Raw genomic sequence first — 15,602 nt, forward strand, 5'->3', positions numbered from 1 at the left:
AGGGGGTGAGGAGCGGCAAGGATAGGAGTGGGGAGGGCATGAAAATCACGAAACCTACGGCTTGTTGTTGCATAAAGTGACGGGTATCGGTTTCGATTGAGTGCTTGAAATTTTGGCATTCAATGCTACTTGACAGGTGGTTTAATTGAACAGGTATTTTGATATGAACAGTTATGAATTACGCGTAAGGGCGTTTGAAGAAAACGATATTGATCAGGATTGTAAATTCATGCCCGACCATGATAGTTTTCAAATGCATTTAGATGCTTTGATTGAAGACATATCTTCTCTCGAACAAATAGCCAAAGCTGAAAGTCATGGCTCCTATATAGCTATTGAAACTCAAACAGAAATGCATGAGTGCAAGGCAATTATGAAGCCCGTTTTCAGTAGCTACTTTTGTAAAATTAGATGTGTATCAATAACGAAGGTATAGTAATTCCATCCCATAATCACTGCCTCGACCGTTCAGTTTTCATTGAAGACCTTCCTGTTTCTCTTGCGTGCGCATAATATCTCAGGAATGATCACGAACTATGAAGAACAGTAGCTGAAAGGAAGGTTCGAGTTGGGAGATTTTGAGGATGTATTTGGTGCGGGTGCAGATGCAGTCAGTATTATTGACCGTTTCTCACGGCAAGAATCTTTGGAAAACGCGAGGCAAAGTGACCTTCGGAAGGAAATGAAGACCGAAGTAGAGCTCAGTGAAGTTACCGCTAACGGTGAACCTTTTAACGACTTACCCGAAATCGGCGGTGGACACGGAAATTGGATCAATAGCGGAACTACATTTTCGGATTTCATTGAGGTATTTGAGGACACTTACAGGCATGGGAACGTAGGAGATCACATATCTGATTTGCTATCCTACGCTGCATTTCGAATTCCAGAAGTCACAAAAATCTTGCGCGCGCAATGGCGCGAGCTCCACATTTTTAATGAAATGAGAAAGGGAGAGTGGGACCTAAGCAACGATTGTATGGAAGAGCTCGTAGCGCCAATTGCAAGAGCCGGTATAGGGGCGCTAATGATGGCTGGTATTTCGGGCGAAGAAATTAAAGAAATCTACAGGATTCTTTACCGTGGCCGCTACACGTGAACGTGAATAACCATAAGGTTTAGGAAGCTGTATGGTGCGTGATCTCCCGCACCTGTTCCCCATCCCATCACCCCTCGTCAAGCCAATCCAATATCGCCTGCCGATTCCCGTCCAGCGTTGGAGCGCGGGCATCCTTCAACGTATCATCCATCCCGGAAATCTTGATCGGGTTGCCCGCCGCTAGAAACGGTTTTCCACCATCGGGGGCGGCCAGTTCGATCACCATGTTGCGAGCGATAATCTGCGGATCGGTCATGGCTTTGGCCACGTTCTGGATCGGACCACAGGGCACACCCGCCGCTTCCAGCGAGGCAAGCCAATGTTTCTTTTTATGCTCCAGCGTTACCATTTCGATCATACGTTTCAATATCTTGACGTGTTTGCAGCGTGCCGCGTTGGTGGCAAAACGGGCATCCTCCAGCAATGGGCCAAGGCCCAAAGCCTCGCACATTTTGCCAAACAACACATCATTGCCCGCCGCGATCACGAACAGCCCGTTTTTGGCGTGGAAGGTCTCGAACGGGGTGATGGACGGATGCCGCGCGCCGGAGCGTTTGGGGGAGCAGCCGGTTTCATTGGTGATGGCAATCGCGTGTTCCAGAATAGCCAGCTGCCCGTCCAGCATCGCCACATCGACCTTGCGCCCCAGACCCGATTGCACCCGCTCATACAGCGCCGCTGTCACCCCTTGGGCCAAAAACATGCCGCCGACGATATCGCCGACGGACGCGCCAACCCGAACTGGTTCGCGATTGGCCTCGCCGGTGATCGACATCAGCCCGCTGCGGGCCTGCACCACCATGTCATAGGCCGGTTTCATCGCCTCGGGGCCGGTGTGGCCAAAGCCCGAAACGGCGCCGTAAATCAGGTGGGGAAAACGCGCGTGCAAATCCTCCCAACCATAGCCCAGCCGTTCCATCACGCCGGGGCGGAAGTTTTCGACCAGAATATCGGCCTTTGGCAGCATCTGTTCAAACAGGGCGCAGTCGGCGTCGTCTTTCAGGTTCAGTGCAATCGATTCCTTGCCACGGTTTATCGCGGCGAAATAGGCGCTTTCACCGGCGCGAAACGGGGGGAAGTGGCGGGTGTCATCGCCAACCTCTGGCTGCTCGATCTTGATCACCCGCGCGCCAAGGTCGGACAGCACCATCGTGCAGTAAGGCCCCGCCAAAACATGCGAAAGATCAATAACGGTGATACCGGACAGCGGGCTGGACATGGCAGGACTCCTTATGTGTGTGTTCTGCCGTGCTGCGCCTGTTTTCGGGAACAATCCATGACGTAGATCACTATGCTACGCGTTTATACATGGTGCCCTGCGTTACTCCAGATGTTCGCCCCATGTGCAGCGGTCGAATTCCATAAAACGCACCAATGTCTCGCTTTTGTTCGGGGGCATGACCCGTGTGCAGCCCTCTAGATCGTCCGCTGTGGCATAAACGCCGATCTGGCCGCCCTGATCGCTGTTGGCACACAATTGCGCCCCGGGGGCGAGCATTTCGCCGCTGCGATCCGCGCCCGCGTCGACGACAAAGAAATGCTCCACGCTTTCGCCATTGGTTATACACATCTTGCCCGGTGTGTCGGTGGGCGGGAGCGTGTCCAGAAACATCTCGGTGCTGCTCTCGACCACGTCGGCATCGGAAAATGAGGCGACATAGGCCACAACCTGACGCCGGTCGACAACGCTTTTCAACTTGAAACGCATTTTGGCCTTGGCGCGGGGGTCATCCAGAATTTTGCGCAGATATTTCGTTGGATTTGCGATGTATTCGATGATGCTTTCCTGATCCCAGACGTGGCCAGCGGCACCGGCGGCCAGCATCGATTTGGAATATTTGAATCCGGGAAAAGATCCGGCGGGGCGCCCGATAACACCTGTCAGCACAGGTCCAGCCCCGTTGCGCGCCCCGTCGCCGATCTGGTGGCAGGCTTTGCACTTTTTGAAGAGAGCCTCGCCGTCTTTGGCATCCTGCGCCTGTGCGCCGGTGCTATTGAGAACGAGGGCGAGGGTGGTCAATACGATGGGGGTTTTCATAAATTATGTCTCCTGATTGTCCATAAGGTGGTGCGAAAGGGGTTGGGCTGTCTACTCTCTTTGGCTCAAATGCGATCACGCTATGGTGATCGATTGTTCAGTGACTGTGATTTCACCTGACAGAATGTCGCAGGTAAGAATGGTATCAGCTACCAATTTGAAGCCAAGGGAGAGACCCATGAGAAAACTGATTACAAGCACCGCAGCCGTTTTGGCGCTGGGATTAAGTGTTGGCACGGCCAACGCACAAATGGCACCATTCGGTTCCGACGATGATCTGGCCTATGCCGCCCTGATCTGGGAGGCGATGCAAGCGCAAAATCTGGTTGGTGACCACGCCATCAAGTCTTTCCCCTACGAGGGCACGGCCCCGCATGGCGCAATGCTGGAAACATTCTATTCGGCCGCCACTATTGGCGACCACAATGGCGCGTTGATTGTGAAGCGCAACTATGGCCCTGCCGATGTTGACGCGGACCAGATCATTGCCGAGCCGAACAAACATCTGGGTGCAATTACAGTGATGTATAAGCGCGAAGATGGTTTTGACGCCGACAACCAGAACTGGTTCTGGGCAAAATTTCTGCCCGATGGCTCGCTGGATAAAAACCCCAAAGGCATGAGCCTGGCTGGCAAAGTTGCCAAAGGGGCTGACAAAGGCTGTATCGCTTGTCATTCGGGCGCAGGTGGGGATGACTATGTGTTCACCACAGATGCCCCTGTCGGCATGGCAATGATGAAATAGAAAAACGGGCGCATCGGTATTATACCGGTGCGCCCTACATTTTGTATTCTGAAACAGCCGCTCTGTGTGATTGCAGGGCGGCTGTATATTTATCTCCCGTTGCGGATGAACGTGCCGCGCACATCTTCGCCAGCCCCCAGCCATCCGGCGATCACCTTGGCCACATGGCTGGTGATCCGTACTTTCTGGGTCAGGCCCTGTTTTTCAGCGGCAATGGCCTGATCCCCGACAAAGGCGACCAGATCGGCCTTGATTAGATCAGGTGGAGAAAGTGGTTTATTTGTTCTGGCATCAACCACTTGCGCGGAGAAGGTAATGTCATGCACACCGGAACGGTTCAGCAATGCGCGGGCCTTTTCGGACAGGGCATGGAACTGTTGCACCGTAATCAACAGCTTGACCGGGCGTTTACCACGCAATCCTGCGGCGCCTCGTTTGGCGGCGTTGGTGATGATCGCGTCGACCTGATCATAGCGATTGCCGAACGGATCTTCCCGCCAGACGATATCGGCGTTGGGCGCATATGCGTTTGCTTCGGATACCGTCAGTGTTTCGGGCACTGTGACCTCGACCCCGACGACGCGCCAGCCTTTGGACACGGCCGGATTGATGACATCGGCGTAATTTGTTGACCACTGCGTGCCGCCACATGCTGCAAGCGTTAACGTTCCGGCAAATGCAAATGCCATGACTATCTTTGATTTTAACATAGGAAACCCTTATTTTACTGCCACGTTGGACCCCGTTCATGCGGGGCCGTTTGTTATTGCACGAACAATATCACTATTTGCTAGCTTTCGCAGTAAAAATCACCAACCGGCAGGTTTCAGCGGGTTTCTGCGGTTATTATGCCGCAATCCTGTTAACCACGGCGGCGACGGCGGCCGCCACGGCCTGATCCGGCCTCGGCAATCATTTTGGAGGCTTCGGGGAAGGGGGTGCCAGCCTCGACCGCATCCAGAACGCGGCCAAACTTGATCCATTCAGCCCCGTGCGGGTCGTGGTTCATCAACAGATTGCCAGCGCGGATCGCTTCCATTTCAACGGGGCGGATCGGGTTCATAATGGCGCTGGTCATGCCCGCGGCCATTGCCATGGGCAGGAACGCGGCGTTCACACCGTGACGGTGTGGCAGACCAAAGCTGACGTTCGAGGCCCCGCAGGTGGTATTCACGCCCAATTCGTCGCGCAAGCGGCGCACCAGTGCAAACACCTGAATACCGGCGGTCGCCATCGCGCCAACCGGCATCATCAACGGGTCGACCACGATATCATACGCCGGAATGCCGTAATCGGCGGCGTGTTGCACGATTTTCTTGGCCACTTCAAACCGCACATCGGGGTCTTCGGAAATGCCTGTGTCATCGTTGGAAATTGCCACGACGGGCACGTTGTATTTCTTGATCAGCGGCAGGATCGCCTCAAGCCGGTCCTCTTCACCGGTCACCGAATTGACCAACGGGCGGCCTTCGCAAACCTCTAGACCTGCTTCTAGCGCACCTGGAACCGAGCTGTCGATACACAAAGGAATGTCGACAAGCCCTTGAACCATCTGGATAACCTTGCGCATCAGGGGCGGTTCGGTTTCATTCGGGTTCGGGTTGGAATTGTAAACCACGCCCGCGTTGATATCGAGCATGGTCGCCCCGCAGGCCACCTGTTCCAGCGCGTCTTTTTCTACAGTGGAAAAATCGCCGGCTTCCAGTTCTGCGGCCAGTTTCTTGCGCCCCGTCGGGTTAATACGCTCGCCAATCACGCAGAATGGCTCGTCAAAGCCTAAAACGGCGGTTTTAGTTTTGCTTTCGACAACAGTGCGGGTCATATTTGGTCCTTACTTGGATTGATTGGCCGGAATGGCGGATTTTCCACCATGATTGATGGCCCAGTTTGCGTTTGTTTTGATCCCGCCCAAGGGAAAGAAGTGCACCCGCTCGATGTTGAAATCGGGGTTGGCGGCCTTATGGGTGGCCAGTTCGCACAACAGGTCTGTTGGTTCGAACGGCAGCAGCAGTTTGGTCACATCCTTGGCACGTTTTTGCAGCACCTTCAGCGAGGCGCCGACGCCGCAAGCGATAGCAAACTTCACCAGCGTTTGCAATTTGGCAGGGCCCGCGATGCCGATATGGATCGGGATGTCGATTCCTGCATCTTTCAGTGCATCAGCCCACGCTATCACCGGCTTGGCCTCAAATGCGAACTGTGTCGCCAGTGCCATTTCAGCGTCGGTGCGCTCAAAGAATGCCTGTTTCCAGCGCAGGGCGTCCATCACGTTTTTGTCCGATCCGTCCTTATCAATATCACGGTTGCCCTCGGGGTGGCCTGCCACATGTAGATGGGTGAAACCGGCAGCGTCAAACAGCCCGCTTTCCATCAACTGCATGGAGTTTTCATAATCGCCATGTGGTTTGGCCACACCACCGGCCAGCAGCAGCGCCTGTTTCACGTCCGCTTCGCCCTGATAACGGGCAATCCAGTCGGCCAGAGTAGCCTTGTCCTTGATGATACGGGCCGGAAAATGCGGCATCACATCGTAGCCATCGGCGTTCAGACGGGCAGCGGTGGCAACCATATCCTCAATCGGGGTGCCCTCGATGTGGGCAATATAAACGCGGGTGCCTTTGGGCAGCAGGGTGGTAAAATCCTCGACCTTTTCAGCGGTGCGCGGCATCACCTCGATGGAATACCCCGCCAGAAACGCTTCCAGCTCGGGGTTGACGGGTAGGGTGCCTGCTTCGGGTTTCTTTTTGAACGGCAACAGCGCCATGATGGCCTCCATTATAGATTTTGGACCTAGGCCCATCCGTCGTTTGCAATCAGCTCTATGATGCGGTCTTTGTCGAACTCGGCCTCTAGGCGTGCGGCCTCGTCTGTTGCGATCTGGTCCGGTTCGCCATCCATCGCATAGGCCGGGGCACGGCGCCATTCGGCAAGGTAGGCGTCAGTGCCAGCCGCCCCGACCTTCATCGCGGCGCGGTCGATCGCTTGTTCAAACCGCTCTGTCAGTTGCACCTTGGAGGCACGGCGTCCTTTGCCCACAATAACCTGGGCAGGGATATCACGCCAGTAAACAATGGTCACATCAGGCATTCTGCTGATTCCTTTATACTGCTTAAGCATTACGCGCGGGGCGTCGGGTTATGGTGCACGTTTTCGACATTCAGAGGCGGTGTAGCGACGCCTGTCTACGCGTGAGTGTCGTAAGGGGCCAGTACGGTGGGCCTGAAAAATATTCATGAAGGTTATGAAGCTGTAAAATTTGCCCAGATCGCACCTTGCGCGGCGCCGCTTGCGGGACTACCTTGGCCCTAACTTGAAATGGAGGGCGTGACCATGACGCCCAAGCGTCTGTCTGGTGCGGGCGCGTTCCCGAATGCGGTAGATACCCCCGCGCCCAAAACGCCTGATCGGGTTCCGCTTTATGCGGCGCTGGATCTGGGCACAAACAGTTGCCGCATGCTGATTGCCCAACCAAAGGGCAACCAGTTTCATGTGGTTGATAGCTTCTCCAAATCGGTCCAGCTTGGATCGGGGCTTGAGGCGACGGGCAGGCTTAGCCGTGCCTCGATCAAACGCACGGTTCAGGCGCTGCGGATTTGTAAGAAAAAGCTGCAAAACCATAATGTTTCGCGGATGCGGCTGGTGGCAACCGAGGCCTGTCGGCGTGCCCATAACGCAAAAGAATTCCACCGCTTGGTCAGACGCGAGACCGGTTTGACGCTTGAAATCATCGAGCCCGAGGAAGAAGCGCGTCTGGCGGTGATTTCCTGCGCGCCGCTGGTGTCAAACCGCACTGAACAGTTGCTGGTCGTAGATATTGGTGGCGGATCGACCGAACTGGTTTGGATCGACATATCCAGAGTGCCGGACGCGGATCGGGCCAATTCGATCATGCGCCTGCACAAGGGGTTCAAACAGGACCAGTCGCTAGACGCCAATGCGCGGGTTGTTGACTGGATTTCGGTTCCCTTGGGCGTTGCCACCCTGCGCGACATCTTTGATGACGTCGAGGATGATGCGGCGCGTTTTGCATTGATGTCCTGCCATTTCGAGGAAAATCTGGCGGGGTTTTCACCCTTCGAGAGCGAACAGGCCAAAGAGGGGTTCCAAATTGTTGGCACATCCGGCACGATCACCACGGTCGCGGCCTCGCATCTGGGGCTAAAGCGCTATGATCGCAACAAGGTGGACGGGTTGACGATGACCTCGGGACAGATTGATGCGGTGGTGCGCGAATATCTGTCGATGGGGCCAGAAGGGCGTCGCGCCGATCCGCGTATCGGGCGGGACCGCCAGGCGCTGATCATGTCGGGGGCGGCGATTTTGCAGGCGCTGCTGCGGGTCTGGCCAACCGACCGTTTGTCGGTTGCGGATCGCGGTTTGCGCGAAGGGCTGTTATACGCACAAATGAGCGCCGACGGCGTGCTACAGGATGGAATGATATGATGGCGAAGAAACCAAGCGGAAATAACAGCGGACGCGGCCAGCGCGATTTGCGCACCAAAGTGAAAACCGCGCGGGGGCGCAAGCTGTCCTCGACCCTGTGGCTGGAGCGTCAGCTGAATGACCCCTACGTCAAGCGGGCGCAGTCAGACGGGTATCGTGGGCGTGCGGCATATAAAATTTTGGAACTGGATGACAAATACCGGTTTCTGGTGCCCGGTGCGCGGGTGGTCGACCTTGGCTGTGCCCCTGGTGGCTGGCTGCAGGTGGCTGTACCGCGGGTCAATGCGCTGGGAGATCGCAAAGGCAAGGCGGTTGGCCGATTGCTGGGGATTGATCTGCAACAGGTGGAGCCCATCGTTGGGGCCGAAATCCATTTACTGGATTTCATGGAGGACGACGCCGATCTAAAGGTCAAGGGATGGCTGGATGGCAAGGCTGATGTGGTGATGTCCGATATGGCGGCATCAGCATCGGGGCACAAACAGACCGACCATATGCGGATCATGGCGTTGTGTGAAACGGCGGCCTATTTTGCCTTTGATGTGCTGGAAGTGGGTGGCACATTTATTGCCAAGGTTCTGGCGGGTGGGGCCGAAGGGGATTTGCAAAAACTGCTAAAACAGAAATTTGACAAGGTGGCGAATGTGAAACCGCCAGCCAGCCGATCAACCAGTTCCGAAAAGTTTGTGGTCGCTACAGGGTTTCGCGGGTAAAATTCTTTGAAAGAATTTTTATTGGAAAATTTGAAATTTTCCAGCAGCCCTAGCTGTGTTCCTCGTTCTGTTCAGTCAGGCGGCTGGACAGCAATTCACCGGTGTCCAGCAGGATAGAATAGGCCACCATCGACACCGCAGTATTGATCTGCTTCAGCGCCCGCAGGGTTTCCTGATGGATATTACTGGTCTCGATGCTGTCAGTCGCGGCCATGCGCAGGCGTTCCAGATGGCGACGTTGCAATTCCTGCTCCACATCACGCACCGCTTCTTTTTCCTCGATCAACTGGCGGGCGGAATCGACGCTGTTGGTCATCAACACGTTTAGCGACAGTTGCACGTTCGATAGCACGCGGTCATGGAAATCACACAGTTCCTTGCGGCCCTCATCCGAAAAGTGCAGCCCTTTGTCGGTGATTTTTTGCGCCATTGTTAGCAGGTTTTTAGAAATCACATCGCCCGCCGCTTCAAGGTTAATCGCAATTGAGGACAATTCCATGCTGTTGCGGGCCTCATCCTCGGTCAGTTTGGTCTGGTGCAGTTTTGCCAGATACAGTTTGGTTTCGAAATGCATCGCGTTCACGTTGGATTCATTGGTGTGAATGCCTTTGGCGGTCGCATCATCCCAGACATCGTATAGCCCCATCACCGGCGACAACATCGCCTCGATGGTTTCGCCAATGTGCAACACCTCGCGCGAGGCACAGGCCAGCGCCCGTTCGGGAACGTCCAGGGCTGTTTCATCCAATGCGCTAATCCGTTCGGCAATCACGGCCTCGTCTGAAATCGGATCAGCAATGATCCCATCCAGAAAACGCGTTAGCGGATGGATCAGGAACATGCCTATTAGCAAAATAGCAAGGTTATAGACCAGATGCAGATTGATCGCTTGGCGCGCACCGTTTGTGCCCAGATATTCGATAGGGATCGCTGAATTAGCCAGTAATAACAATGTGATAATCGCGCCGCCGCCTCGCAGAAGCAGGTTTCCGATCACGATAATTCGGGCTGTGGCCTTGGCCCCGAGCGTTAAGGTGTAGGGAATGAACGATCCCCCCATATTGGCCCCAAGAACCATTGCCATTGCGGCCTCGACCGGTAGCAGGCCCTGGGCGGTGAAGGTGACAAACATTAGCACCGCAGCCACGCTGGAGTGCATCGCCCACGCCAGCAACGCCCCGACGATAAAGGCCGAGAAAACATCCTTGGCCAGATAGCCGGCGACGGGGGCAATCGCCGCGCTGTCGCGGATCGGATCAGTGGCGGCGCGGATCATATCGAGCGACACCAGCACCAGCGCCAGACCAATCAGGATGCGTCCGGTTTGGCGGGTTCTGGATTTATCGCCTTTCAGAAACAGGGTAACGCCAATCAGCAACAGCAGCGGCACCAGCCATGCGGCCCGCACCAGCAGGATTTGGGTTACAATGGCCGAGCCCAGATCCGCCCCCAGAAAGATCGCCAGCCCAACCGCAACCGTTAGCGTGCCTTTGGACGCAAAATTTGCAACCAGCAGAGCAACAGCGGTCGAGCTTTGCAGCAGGATTGCCGCTAGCACACCGGTGCCCGCCGCCAGTGGCGGGTTTTTCGAGGAGCGGCGTAACCATGTGCGCAATTCCGATTTGAACGCCCGCTGAACACCGGTGCGGATAATCCGGACTGACCACAACAATAGGGCGGCAGCCCCGGCTAAATTTAGAATAAAAATAAGCAATTATGCCTCGTTCGCGCTATTAAAGTGCGCTTACCTAGGCGCATGGAAACCCATTTGCAAGCAAATTTGACATCACACAGATGTAATACTGTTAACATAAGAAGGGGGGTAAACGGGATTTTCTCTTGCTAAAATCCTCTGCAACACTAGCCTGCTTAAATACAAAAAAGCACATCTGGGAGGATGCAATGAAACTGAACACACTTTTATCAACTGCGGCCGTGCTGGCAGCGTTTACATTCGGGGCGGGTTCCGCAATGGCGCAGGATTGCCCGCGCGGTGATCTGGACAAACGGTTCTGTGACACCAATGGTGACCTGATTGCCGACACGCCGACCGATCCAAGCATGCTGCTTGACCCCGATACACTGATCTTTGCCTATACTCCGGTTGAAGACCCAGCTGTCTATAAAGAAGCATGGTCCGATTTCCTGACATATCTGGAAGAAAAAACCGGCAAGAAAGTGGTATTTTTTCCAGTTCAGTCCAACGCAGCCCAAATCGAGGCGATGCGTTCAGGTCGTTTGCATATTGCAGGTTTTAACACGGGGTCCAACCCGCTGGCTGTAAACTGTGCAGGATTTAGCCCATTCACTATTATGGCAAAAGAAGACGGCAGCTTTGGTTACGAAATGGAAATCCTGACCTACCCTGGTTCCGGCATTGAAAAGGTTGAAGACATCAAAGGGGGCCAGTTGGCCTTTACGTCGCCGACATCCAACTCGGGCTTCAAAGCACCATCGGCGATCCTGAAATCCGACTTTGATATGTTGCCTGATCGTGATTTTGAACCAGTCTATTCCGGCAAGCATGATAACTCTATCCTCGGCGTGGCCAACAAAGACTATATGGCGGCTTCAATTGCCAACTCTGTGCGTGACCGTATGGTCAGCCGCGGTGTAATTTCGGCCGATCAGGTGGTGACAATCTATAAATCACAAACATTCCCGACAACGGGGTTTGGCACGGTTTACAACCTGACACCTGAACTTCAGGCTTCTATTAAAGATGCGTTCTTTAGCTTTGATTGGGAAGGCACATCCTTGCAAGAAGAATTCTCGAAATCCAAAGAAGCGCAGTTCATCCCGATGACCTATAAGGAATTCTGGGACGTGATCCGCAAAATCGATACAGCGAACGGTATTTCTTACGCTTGCGAATAATCGTTTGAAGTAAACGAATTGCGGCGGCTACTTAAGGTGGCCGTCGCTATAATAATACCTAAATCAGGGGCGGGAAATGCTGAAGCTGGAACAGCTGACAAAGACGTATAAGACTGGGGATCAGGCGCTAAAGGCGGTGACGCTGGAAATACCTGCAGGGCAGGTTCTGGCGCTGATTGGCCCGTCTGGTGCTGGCAAATCTACATTGATCCGCTGCGTTAATCGTCTGGTTGACCCGACCAGCGGCAAGGCATTTCTAGGTGATGTTGAACTGACCTCGCTTAAATCCGCAGGCCTGCGCCGCGCGCGTCGCCGCATGGGGATGATATTTCAGGAATACGCGCTGGTTGAACGCCTGACAGTGATGGAAAACGTGCTGTCTGGCCGGTTGGGCTATGTTGGGTTCTGGCGCAGTTTCCTGCGTAAATTCCCGCAATCCGACGTGGACGAGGCATTTCGGTTGCTGGATCGTGTTGGCCTGCTGCATATGGCCGACAAACGCGCTGACGAGCTGTCTGGCGGGCAACGCCAACGGGTCGGGATTGCACGAGCGCTCATTCAGGATCCGGCGTTGTTGCTGGTGGATGAACCCACAGCATCACTGGACCCAAAAACATCCCGCCAGATCATGCGGCTGATTTGTGAGCTGTGTGACGAGCGGGGCCTGGCCGCGATTATCAACATTCACGATGTTGCGCTGGCGCAGATGTTTGTGTCGCGCGTGATCGGGCTGACGGCGGGGGCCATCGCCTTTGACGGCTCGCCCGATGAGTTGACGCCGGATGTTCTGACCTCAATCTATGGCGAAGAAGACTGGGCCGAAACGATTGAGGAAGTTGACGAAGAAGACGATGACGGGGCAGACGAATGAACGCGGACATGAGCACCGAACTTGGCGTTCTTGTGGGCAACAAGTGGAAAAAGCCGCCGTTTGTTAAACGGGCATGGCTGCGCTGGCTGCTGATCATTGGTGCTGGGCTGTATTTCATTGCCGCGATATATTCGATCGATGTGAACTGGTCGCGGGTCTATGAGGGGCTGGATCGCGGCGCGGCCTTTGTCGCGTCGTTCTTTAGTCCTGATTTCATTTCCCGCTGGACCGACATCAAAGAAGGTATGACCGAGAGCATTATTATGACGGTGACATCATCCGTGGTGGGCATCCTGATTTCAATCCCGATTGGTCTGGGGGCGGCGCGAAACATATCGCCGATGCCGGTCTATTTGGTCTGTCGCGGTATCATTGCGGTGTCGCGTTCCTTGCAGGAAATCATCGTGGCGATCCTGCTGGTGGCGATTTTCGGGTTTGGCCCGCTGGCCGGTTTTCTGACGCTAAGTTTTGCCACCATCGGGTTCTTGTCCAAATTGCTGGCCGAAGAAATCGAAACCATCAACAAAAGCCAGGCCGAAGCGGTGCGCGCCACTGGATCAAACTGGACGCAGTGGATCAACTACGGCATCCAGCCGCAAATTATGCCGCGCCTGATTGGGTTGTCGATGTATCGCATCGACATTAATTTCCGCGAATCTGCCATTCTGGGGCTGGTCGGGGCAGGGGGCATCGGTGCCACGCTGAACACCGCGTTTGATCGCTATGAATACGACACAGCGGCGGCGATCCTGCTGATTATTATCGTGATCGTGATGGGGCTCGAATACCTGTCCGGTATTATCAGGGCGAGGGTGCAGTAATGCCAGTGATTGATCAAAACGGACAAGCTGTCTGGCGTCGCCGTACCACAGGTCAAAGCATGGTGCGCTGGTTCGGTTGGCTGCTGGGCGTTGCCGTATTCCTGTGGTGCTGGAACTATATTTCAGAGGCCACGACGTGGTTTTTCGTCTGGGATGCGCCACGTATTGCCGATGACATATTCGGGCGCGCCACCCCGCCGCGTTGGTCCTATATGGAAAAACTGTGGGGGCCGATCTGGGACACGCTGAACATTGCCACATTGGGCACCGTTTTCGCCTTGATTATGGCCATTCCAGTGGCGTTTCTGGCGGCCAGCAACACCACGCCGTCGCGCCTGTTCATCCGACCCATCGCGCTGCTGATCATCGTTGGCACGCGGTCTATCAACTCGCTGATCTGGGCGCTGTTGCTGATAGCGATCATCGGCCCCGGTGTGTTCGCGGGGGTCGTGGCGATTTCAATCCGGTCCATCGGGTTTTGTGCCAAGCTGCTATATGAAGCGATCGAGGAAATCAACGTTGTGCAGGTCGAGGCGATCACCGCCACAGGCGCGAGCCGCTGGCAGGTCATGGCCTATGGCATCATGCCGCAAATTATGCCGGCACTGGCAGGCATTGCAGTGTTTCGTTGGGACATCAACATCCGCGAAAGCACCGTTCTGGGGCTGGTCGGGGCAGGCGGCATTGGCTTGCAATTGTCATCCTCCCTGAACACGCTGGCATGGCCACAGGTCAGCCTGATCCTGCTGGTGATCCTGCTGGCGGTGGTGATTTCGGAATGGGTTTCAGCCAAGGTGCGCGGCGCGATTATCTAGCCCCCTAAGTGAACAAGGTTTGGATTTCCCTGACCAGTTTGCGCAGCATCGCGTGCTCGAAACCGGTATAGTCGTCTGCTTTTTCAACAAAAGCGCTGCGTCCACCTATTACAAAATCAGCGTAGTACAGGGCCAGATCATCGGTTTTATTGGTCACCGCAAGGCCGTTAATGGTTATCCCGATAGCGACCGCCGCGTCACTGTCAATTCTGGGGGAATGATTGACATTGTTTGTCCCGTCGCCAGCAATGTCGATAACCTTTCGCGGGCTATGAAACGGGGCCGAGGTGATCATGTCTTTAGCGAAATCAATCATCCCGCCAATATCTGTTGCGCCCCCAACATAGCGACGCGGCATTTTGTTGGTTTTGCCAGCCAGATCGGAAAGGTCATTGCGGCTGGAAATAATCGGAAAGGTCATTGCGGCTGGAAATATATGTCCAGTCAATTTTGATATCCTGTTCCTGAAATCCAGACCATTGCAGGATGCTGAGGGCGATGGCCCCGTGTGTGCCGGACCCGATTGCAGTTGCGACTTTTGATGTCTTCAATGCATTTGCAACGCCGTGGCGCATAAGATTGTATTCATGCTCGGTAACGCTGGCGGAAACATCCAGTGCAATCACCAGCGCCAGAACAATTTCGCCGCGTGATTGCCACGCCGCAAGGTGTTGCCGTGACTTCTCCACATCGCCCCCCTTCATTTGATCCTATGCTGTGTTGTTGTTTTCGATCAAGTGGGGATCATAAAACAGACAACAGCCCTAAGTTGGGGGTACATTGCGCGGGCAGATCAACTGGCTTGCGCTGGTGGTCGTATTGGGCGCGACGGCCACATTCCTCGGGGCCGCCATATACGCTTATGAGCCCTCAAAAGGGATGTTGGGTCGCAAGCGCAGATGACGTTAGTAAATCGTGTAAGATGAAATGGGTTATCCAAAACCAACACGAAGATGTCAAAATAATCTGATTGGATATTGCCGACGGCTAACCCGCACCGTCGAAGGTGCTGCGCGTCGTGAGACTTAAAGTGGCGGAGAGACAGGGATTCGAACCCTGGGAACCCGTGAAGGCTCAACGGTTTTCGAAACCGTCCCATTCGACCACTCTGGCACCTCTCCGCGCTTTTGAAACTGGTCGTTTCAGTGCGGCGGAAACTATGCGGGGAATGGGCAGGGCG

At 54.7% G+C, this 15,602-nt stretch carries 18 protein-coding genes and 1 tRNA gene; 9 read left to right on the plus strand and 10 right to left on the minus strand.

The features are described 5' to 3' along the window. The first annotated feature begins 163 nt into the window (after positions 1–163). Together ACWB12_RS03950 and ACWB12_RS03955 are read left to right on the plus strand one after the other, a co-directional pair. Positions 164–436 (plus strand): hypothetical protein, encoded by a 273-nt coding sequence (locus ACWB12_RS03950; RefSeq protein WP_479528766.1) that lies wholly within the window; start codon positions 164–166, stop codon positions 434–436. A gap of 132 nt (positions 437–568) precedes the next feature. Then, positions 569–1,099 carry a hypothetical protein gene (locus ACWB12_RS03955; RefSeq protein WP_479528767.1) on the plus strand — a complete coding sequence of 177 codons (531 nt, stop codon included), beginning with the start codon at positions 569–571 and terminating at the stop codon, positions 1,097–1,099. Positions 1,100–1,166: 67 nt separating this feature from the next. Here the strand turns inward: ACWB12_RS03955 and ACWB12_RS03960 are convergent, their stop codons facing one another. Both ACWB12_RS03960 and ACWB12_RS03965 read right to left on the minus strand, forming a co-directional pair. Continuing rightward, a complete protein-coding gene (locus ACWB12_RS03960) occupies positions 1,167–2,318 on the minus strand; it encodes a CaiB/BaiF CoA transferase family protein (RefSeq protein WP_479528768.1) in 1,152 nt (383 codons plus the stop codon). 102 nt (positions 2,319–2,420) lie between these two features. Then, complete coding sequence (locus ACWB12_RS03965) at positions 2,421–3,137, minus strand: c-type cytochrome (RefSeq protein ID WP_479528769.1); 717 nt, start codon at positions 3,135–3,137, stop codon at positions 2,421–2,423. Between the two features lie 178 nt (positions 3,138–3,315). Here ACWB12_RS03965 and ACWB12_RS03970 point away from each other — a divergent pair, with 178 nt between their 5' ends. Continuing rightward, positions 3,316–3,882 carry a cytochrome P460 family protein gene (locus tag ACWB12_RS03970; protein ID WP_479528770.1) on the plus strand — a complete coding sequence of 189 codons (567 nt, stop codon included), beginning with the start codon at positions 3,316–3,318 and terminating at the stop codon, positions 3,880–3,882. A gap of 89 nt (positions 3,883–3,971) precedes the next feature. On the opposite strand, the gene ACWB12_RS03975 is transcribed toward ACWB12_RS03970, so the two are convergent. From ACWB12_RS03975 to ACWB12_RS03990, 4 genes are all read right to left on the minus strand, one after another. Continuing rightward, positions 3,972–4,571 carry a DUF6778 family protein gene (locus ACWB12_RS03975; protein WP_479528771.1) on the minus strand — a complete coding sequence of 200 codons (600 nt, stop codon included), beginning with the start codon at positions 4,569–4,571 and terminating at the stop codon, positions 3,972–3,974. Positions 4,572–4,744: 173 nt separating this feature from the next. Continuing rightward, positions 4,745–5,704, minus strand: coding sequence for a methyltetrahydrofolate cobalamin methyltransferase (locus tag ACWB12_RS03980; protein ID WP_479528772.1), 960 nt, complete (start codon positions 5,702–5,704; stop codon positions 4,745–4,747). A gap of 9 nt (positions 5,705–5,713) precedes the next feature. Then, on the minus strand, positions 5,714–6,646 hold the full coding sequence (locus ACWB12_RS03985; RefSeq protein WP_479528773.1) for a methylenetetrahydrofolate reductase: 933 nt from the start codon (positions 6,644–6,646) through the stop codon (positions 5,714–5,716). Between the two features lie 26 nt (positions 6,647–6,672). Next, positions 6,673–6,969, minus strand: a complete 297-nt coding sequence (locus ACWB12_RS03990) for a virulence factor (protein WP_479528774.1) — start codon at positions 6,967–6,969, stop codon at positions 6,673–6,675. A 243-nt stretch (positions 6,970–7,212) separates the two neighbouring features. Here ACWB12_RS03990 and ACWB12_RS03995 point away from each other — a divergent pair, with 243 nt between their 5' ends. Then, entirely contained in the window at positions 7,213–8,325 is a 1,113-nt protein-coding gene (locus tag ACWB12_RS03995; protein ID WP_479528775.1) for a Ppx/GppA phosphatase family protein, read from the plus strand. After that, complete coding sequence (locus ACWB12_RS04000) at positions 8,325–9,038, plus strand: RlmE family RNA methyltransferase (RefSeq protein ID WP_479528783.1); 714 nt, start codon at positions 8,325–8,327, stop codon at positions 9,036–9,038. Before ACWB12_RS03995 ends, ACWB12_RS04000 begins: the two co-directional genes overlap by 1 nt. Positions 9,039–9,087: 49 nt before the next feature. Here ACWB12_RS04000 and ACWB12_RS04005 read toward each other — a convergent pair whose 3' ends face one another. Next, complete coding sequence (locus ACWB12_RS04005; protein ID WP_479528776.1) at positions 9,088–10,752, minus strand: Na/Pi cotransporter family protein; 1,665 nt, start codon at positions 10,750–10,752, stop codon at positions 9,088–9,090. Between the two features lie 188 nt (positions 10,753–10,940). Between ACWB12_RS04005 and phnD the strand changes: the two genes are divergently transcribed. The 4 genes from phnD (at position 10,941) to phnE (ACWB12_RS04025) (ending at position 14,422) form a co-directional block, all read left to right on the plus strand. Further along, a complete protein-coding gene (gene phnD / locus ACWB12_RS04010) occupies positions 10,941–11,915 on the plus strand; it encodes a phosphate/phosphite/phosphonate ABC transporter substrate-binding protein (RefSeq protein ID WP_479528777.1) in 975 nt (324 codons plus the stop codon). Between the two features lie 76 nt (positions 11,916–11,991). After that, positions 11,992–12,786, plus strand: coding sequence for a phosphonate ABC transporter ATP-binding protein (phnC, locus tag ACWB12_RS04015; RefSeq protein WP_479528778.1), 795 nt, complete (start codon positions 11,992–11,994; stop codon positions 12,784–12,786). A gap of 8 nt (positions 12,787–12,794) precedes the next feature. Further along, a complete protein-coding gene (phnE, locus tag ACWB12_RS04020) occupies positions 12,795–13,607 on the plus strand; it encodes a phosphonate ABC transporter, permease protein PhnE (protein WP_479528779.1) in 813 nt (270 codons plus the stop codon). Continuing rightward, entirely contained in the window at positions 13,607–14,422 is an 816-nt protein-coding gene (phnE, locus tag ACWB12_RS04025) for a phosphonate ABC transporter, permease protein PhnE (RefSeq protein ID WP_479528780.1), read from the plus strand. Before phnE (ACWB12_RS04020) ends, phnE (ACWB12_RS04025) begins: the two co-directional genes overlap by 1 nt. A 4-nt stretch (positions 14,423–14,426) precedes the next feature. On the opposite strand, the gene ACWB12_RS04030 is transcribed toward phnE (ACWB12_RS04025), so the two are convergent. From ACWB12_RS04030 to ACWB12_RS04040, 3 genes are all read right to left on the minus strand, one after another. After that, positions 14,427–14,870, minus strand: coding sequence for a DUF1194 domain-containing protein (locus ACWB12_RS04030; RefSeq protein WP_479528781.1), 444 nt, complete (start codon positions 14,868–14,870; stop codon positions 14,427–14,429). Beyond that, a complete protein-coding gene (locus tag ACWB12_RS04035; RefSeq protein ID WP_479528782.1) occupies positions 14,812–15,111 on the minus strand; it encodes a DUF1194 domain-containing protein in 300 nt (99 codons plus the stop codon). The genes ACWB12_RS04030 and ACWB12_RS04035 overlap by 59 nt, the downstream gene beginning before the upstream one ends. Before the next feature lie 342 nt (positions 15,112–15,453). After that, positions 15,454–15,543, minus strand: a tRNA-Ser gene (locus ACWB12_RS04040). Positions 15,544–15,602 lie beyond the last annotated feature (59 nt).

The organism is Profundibacter sp. (assembly GCF_056498605.1).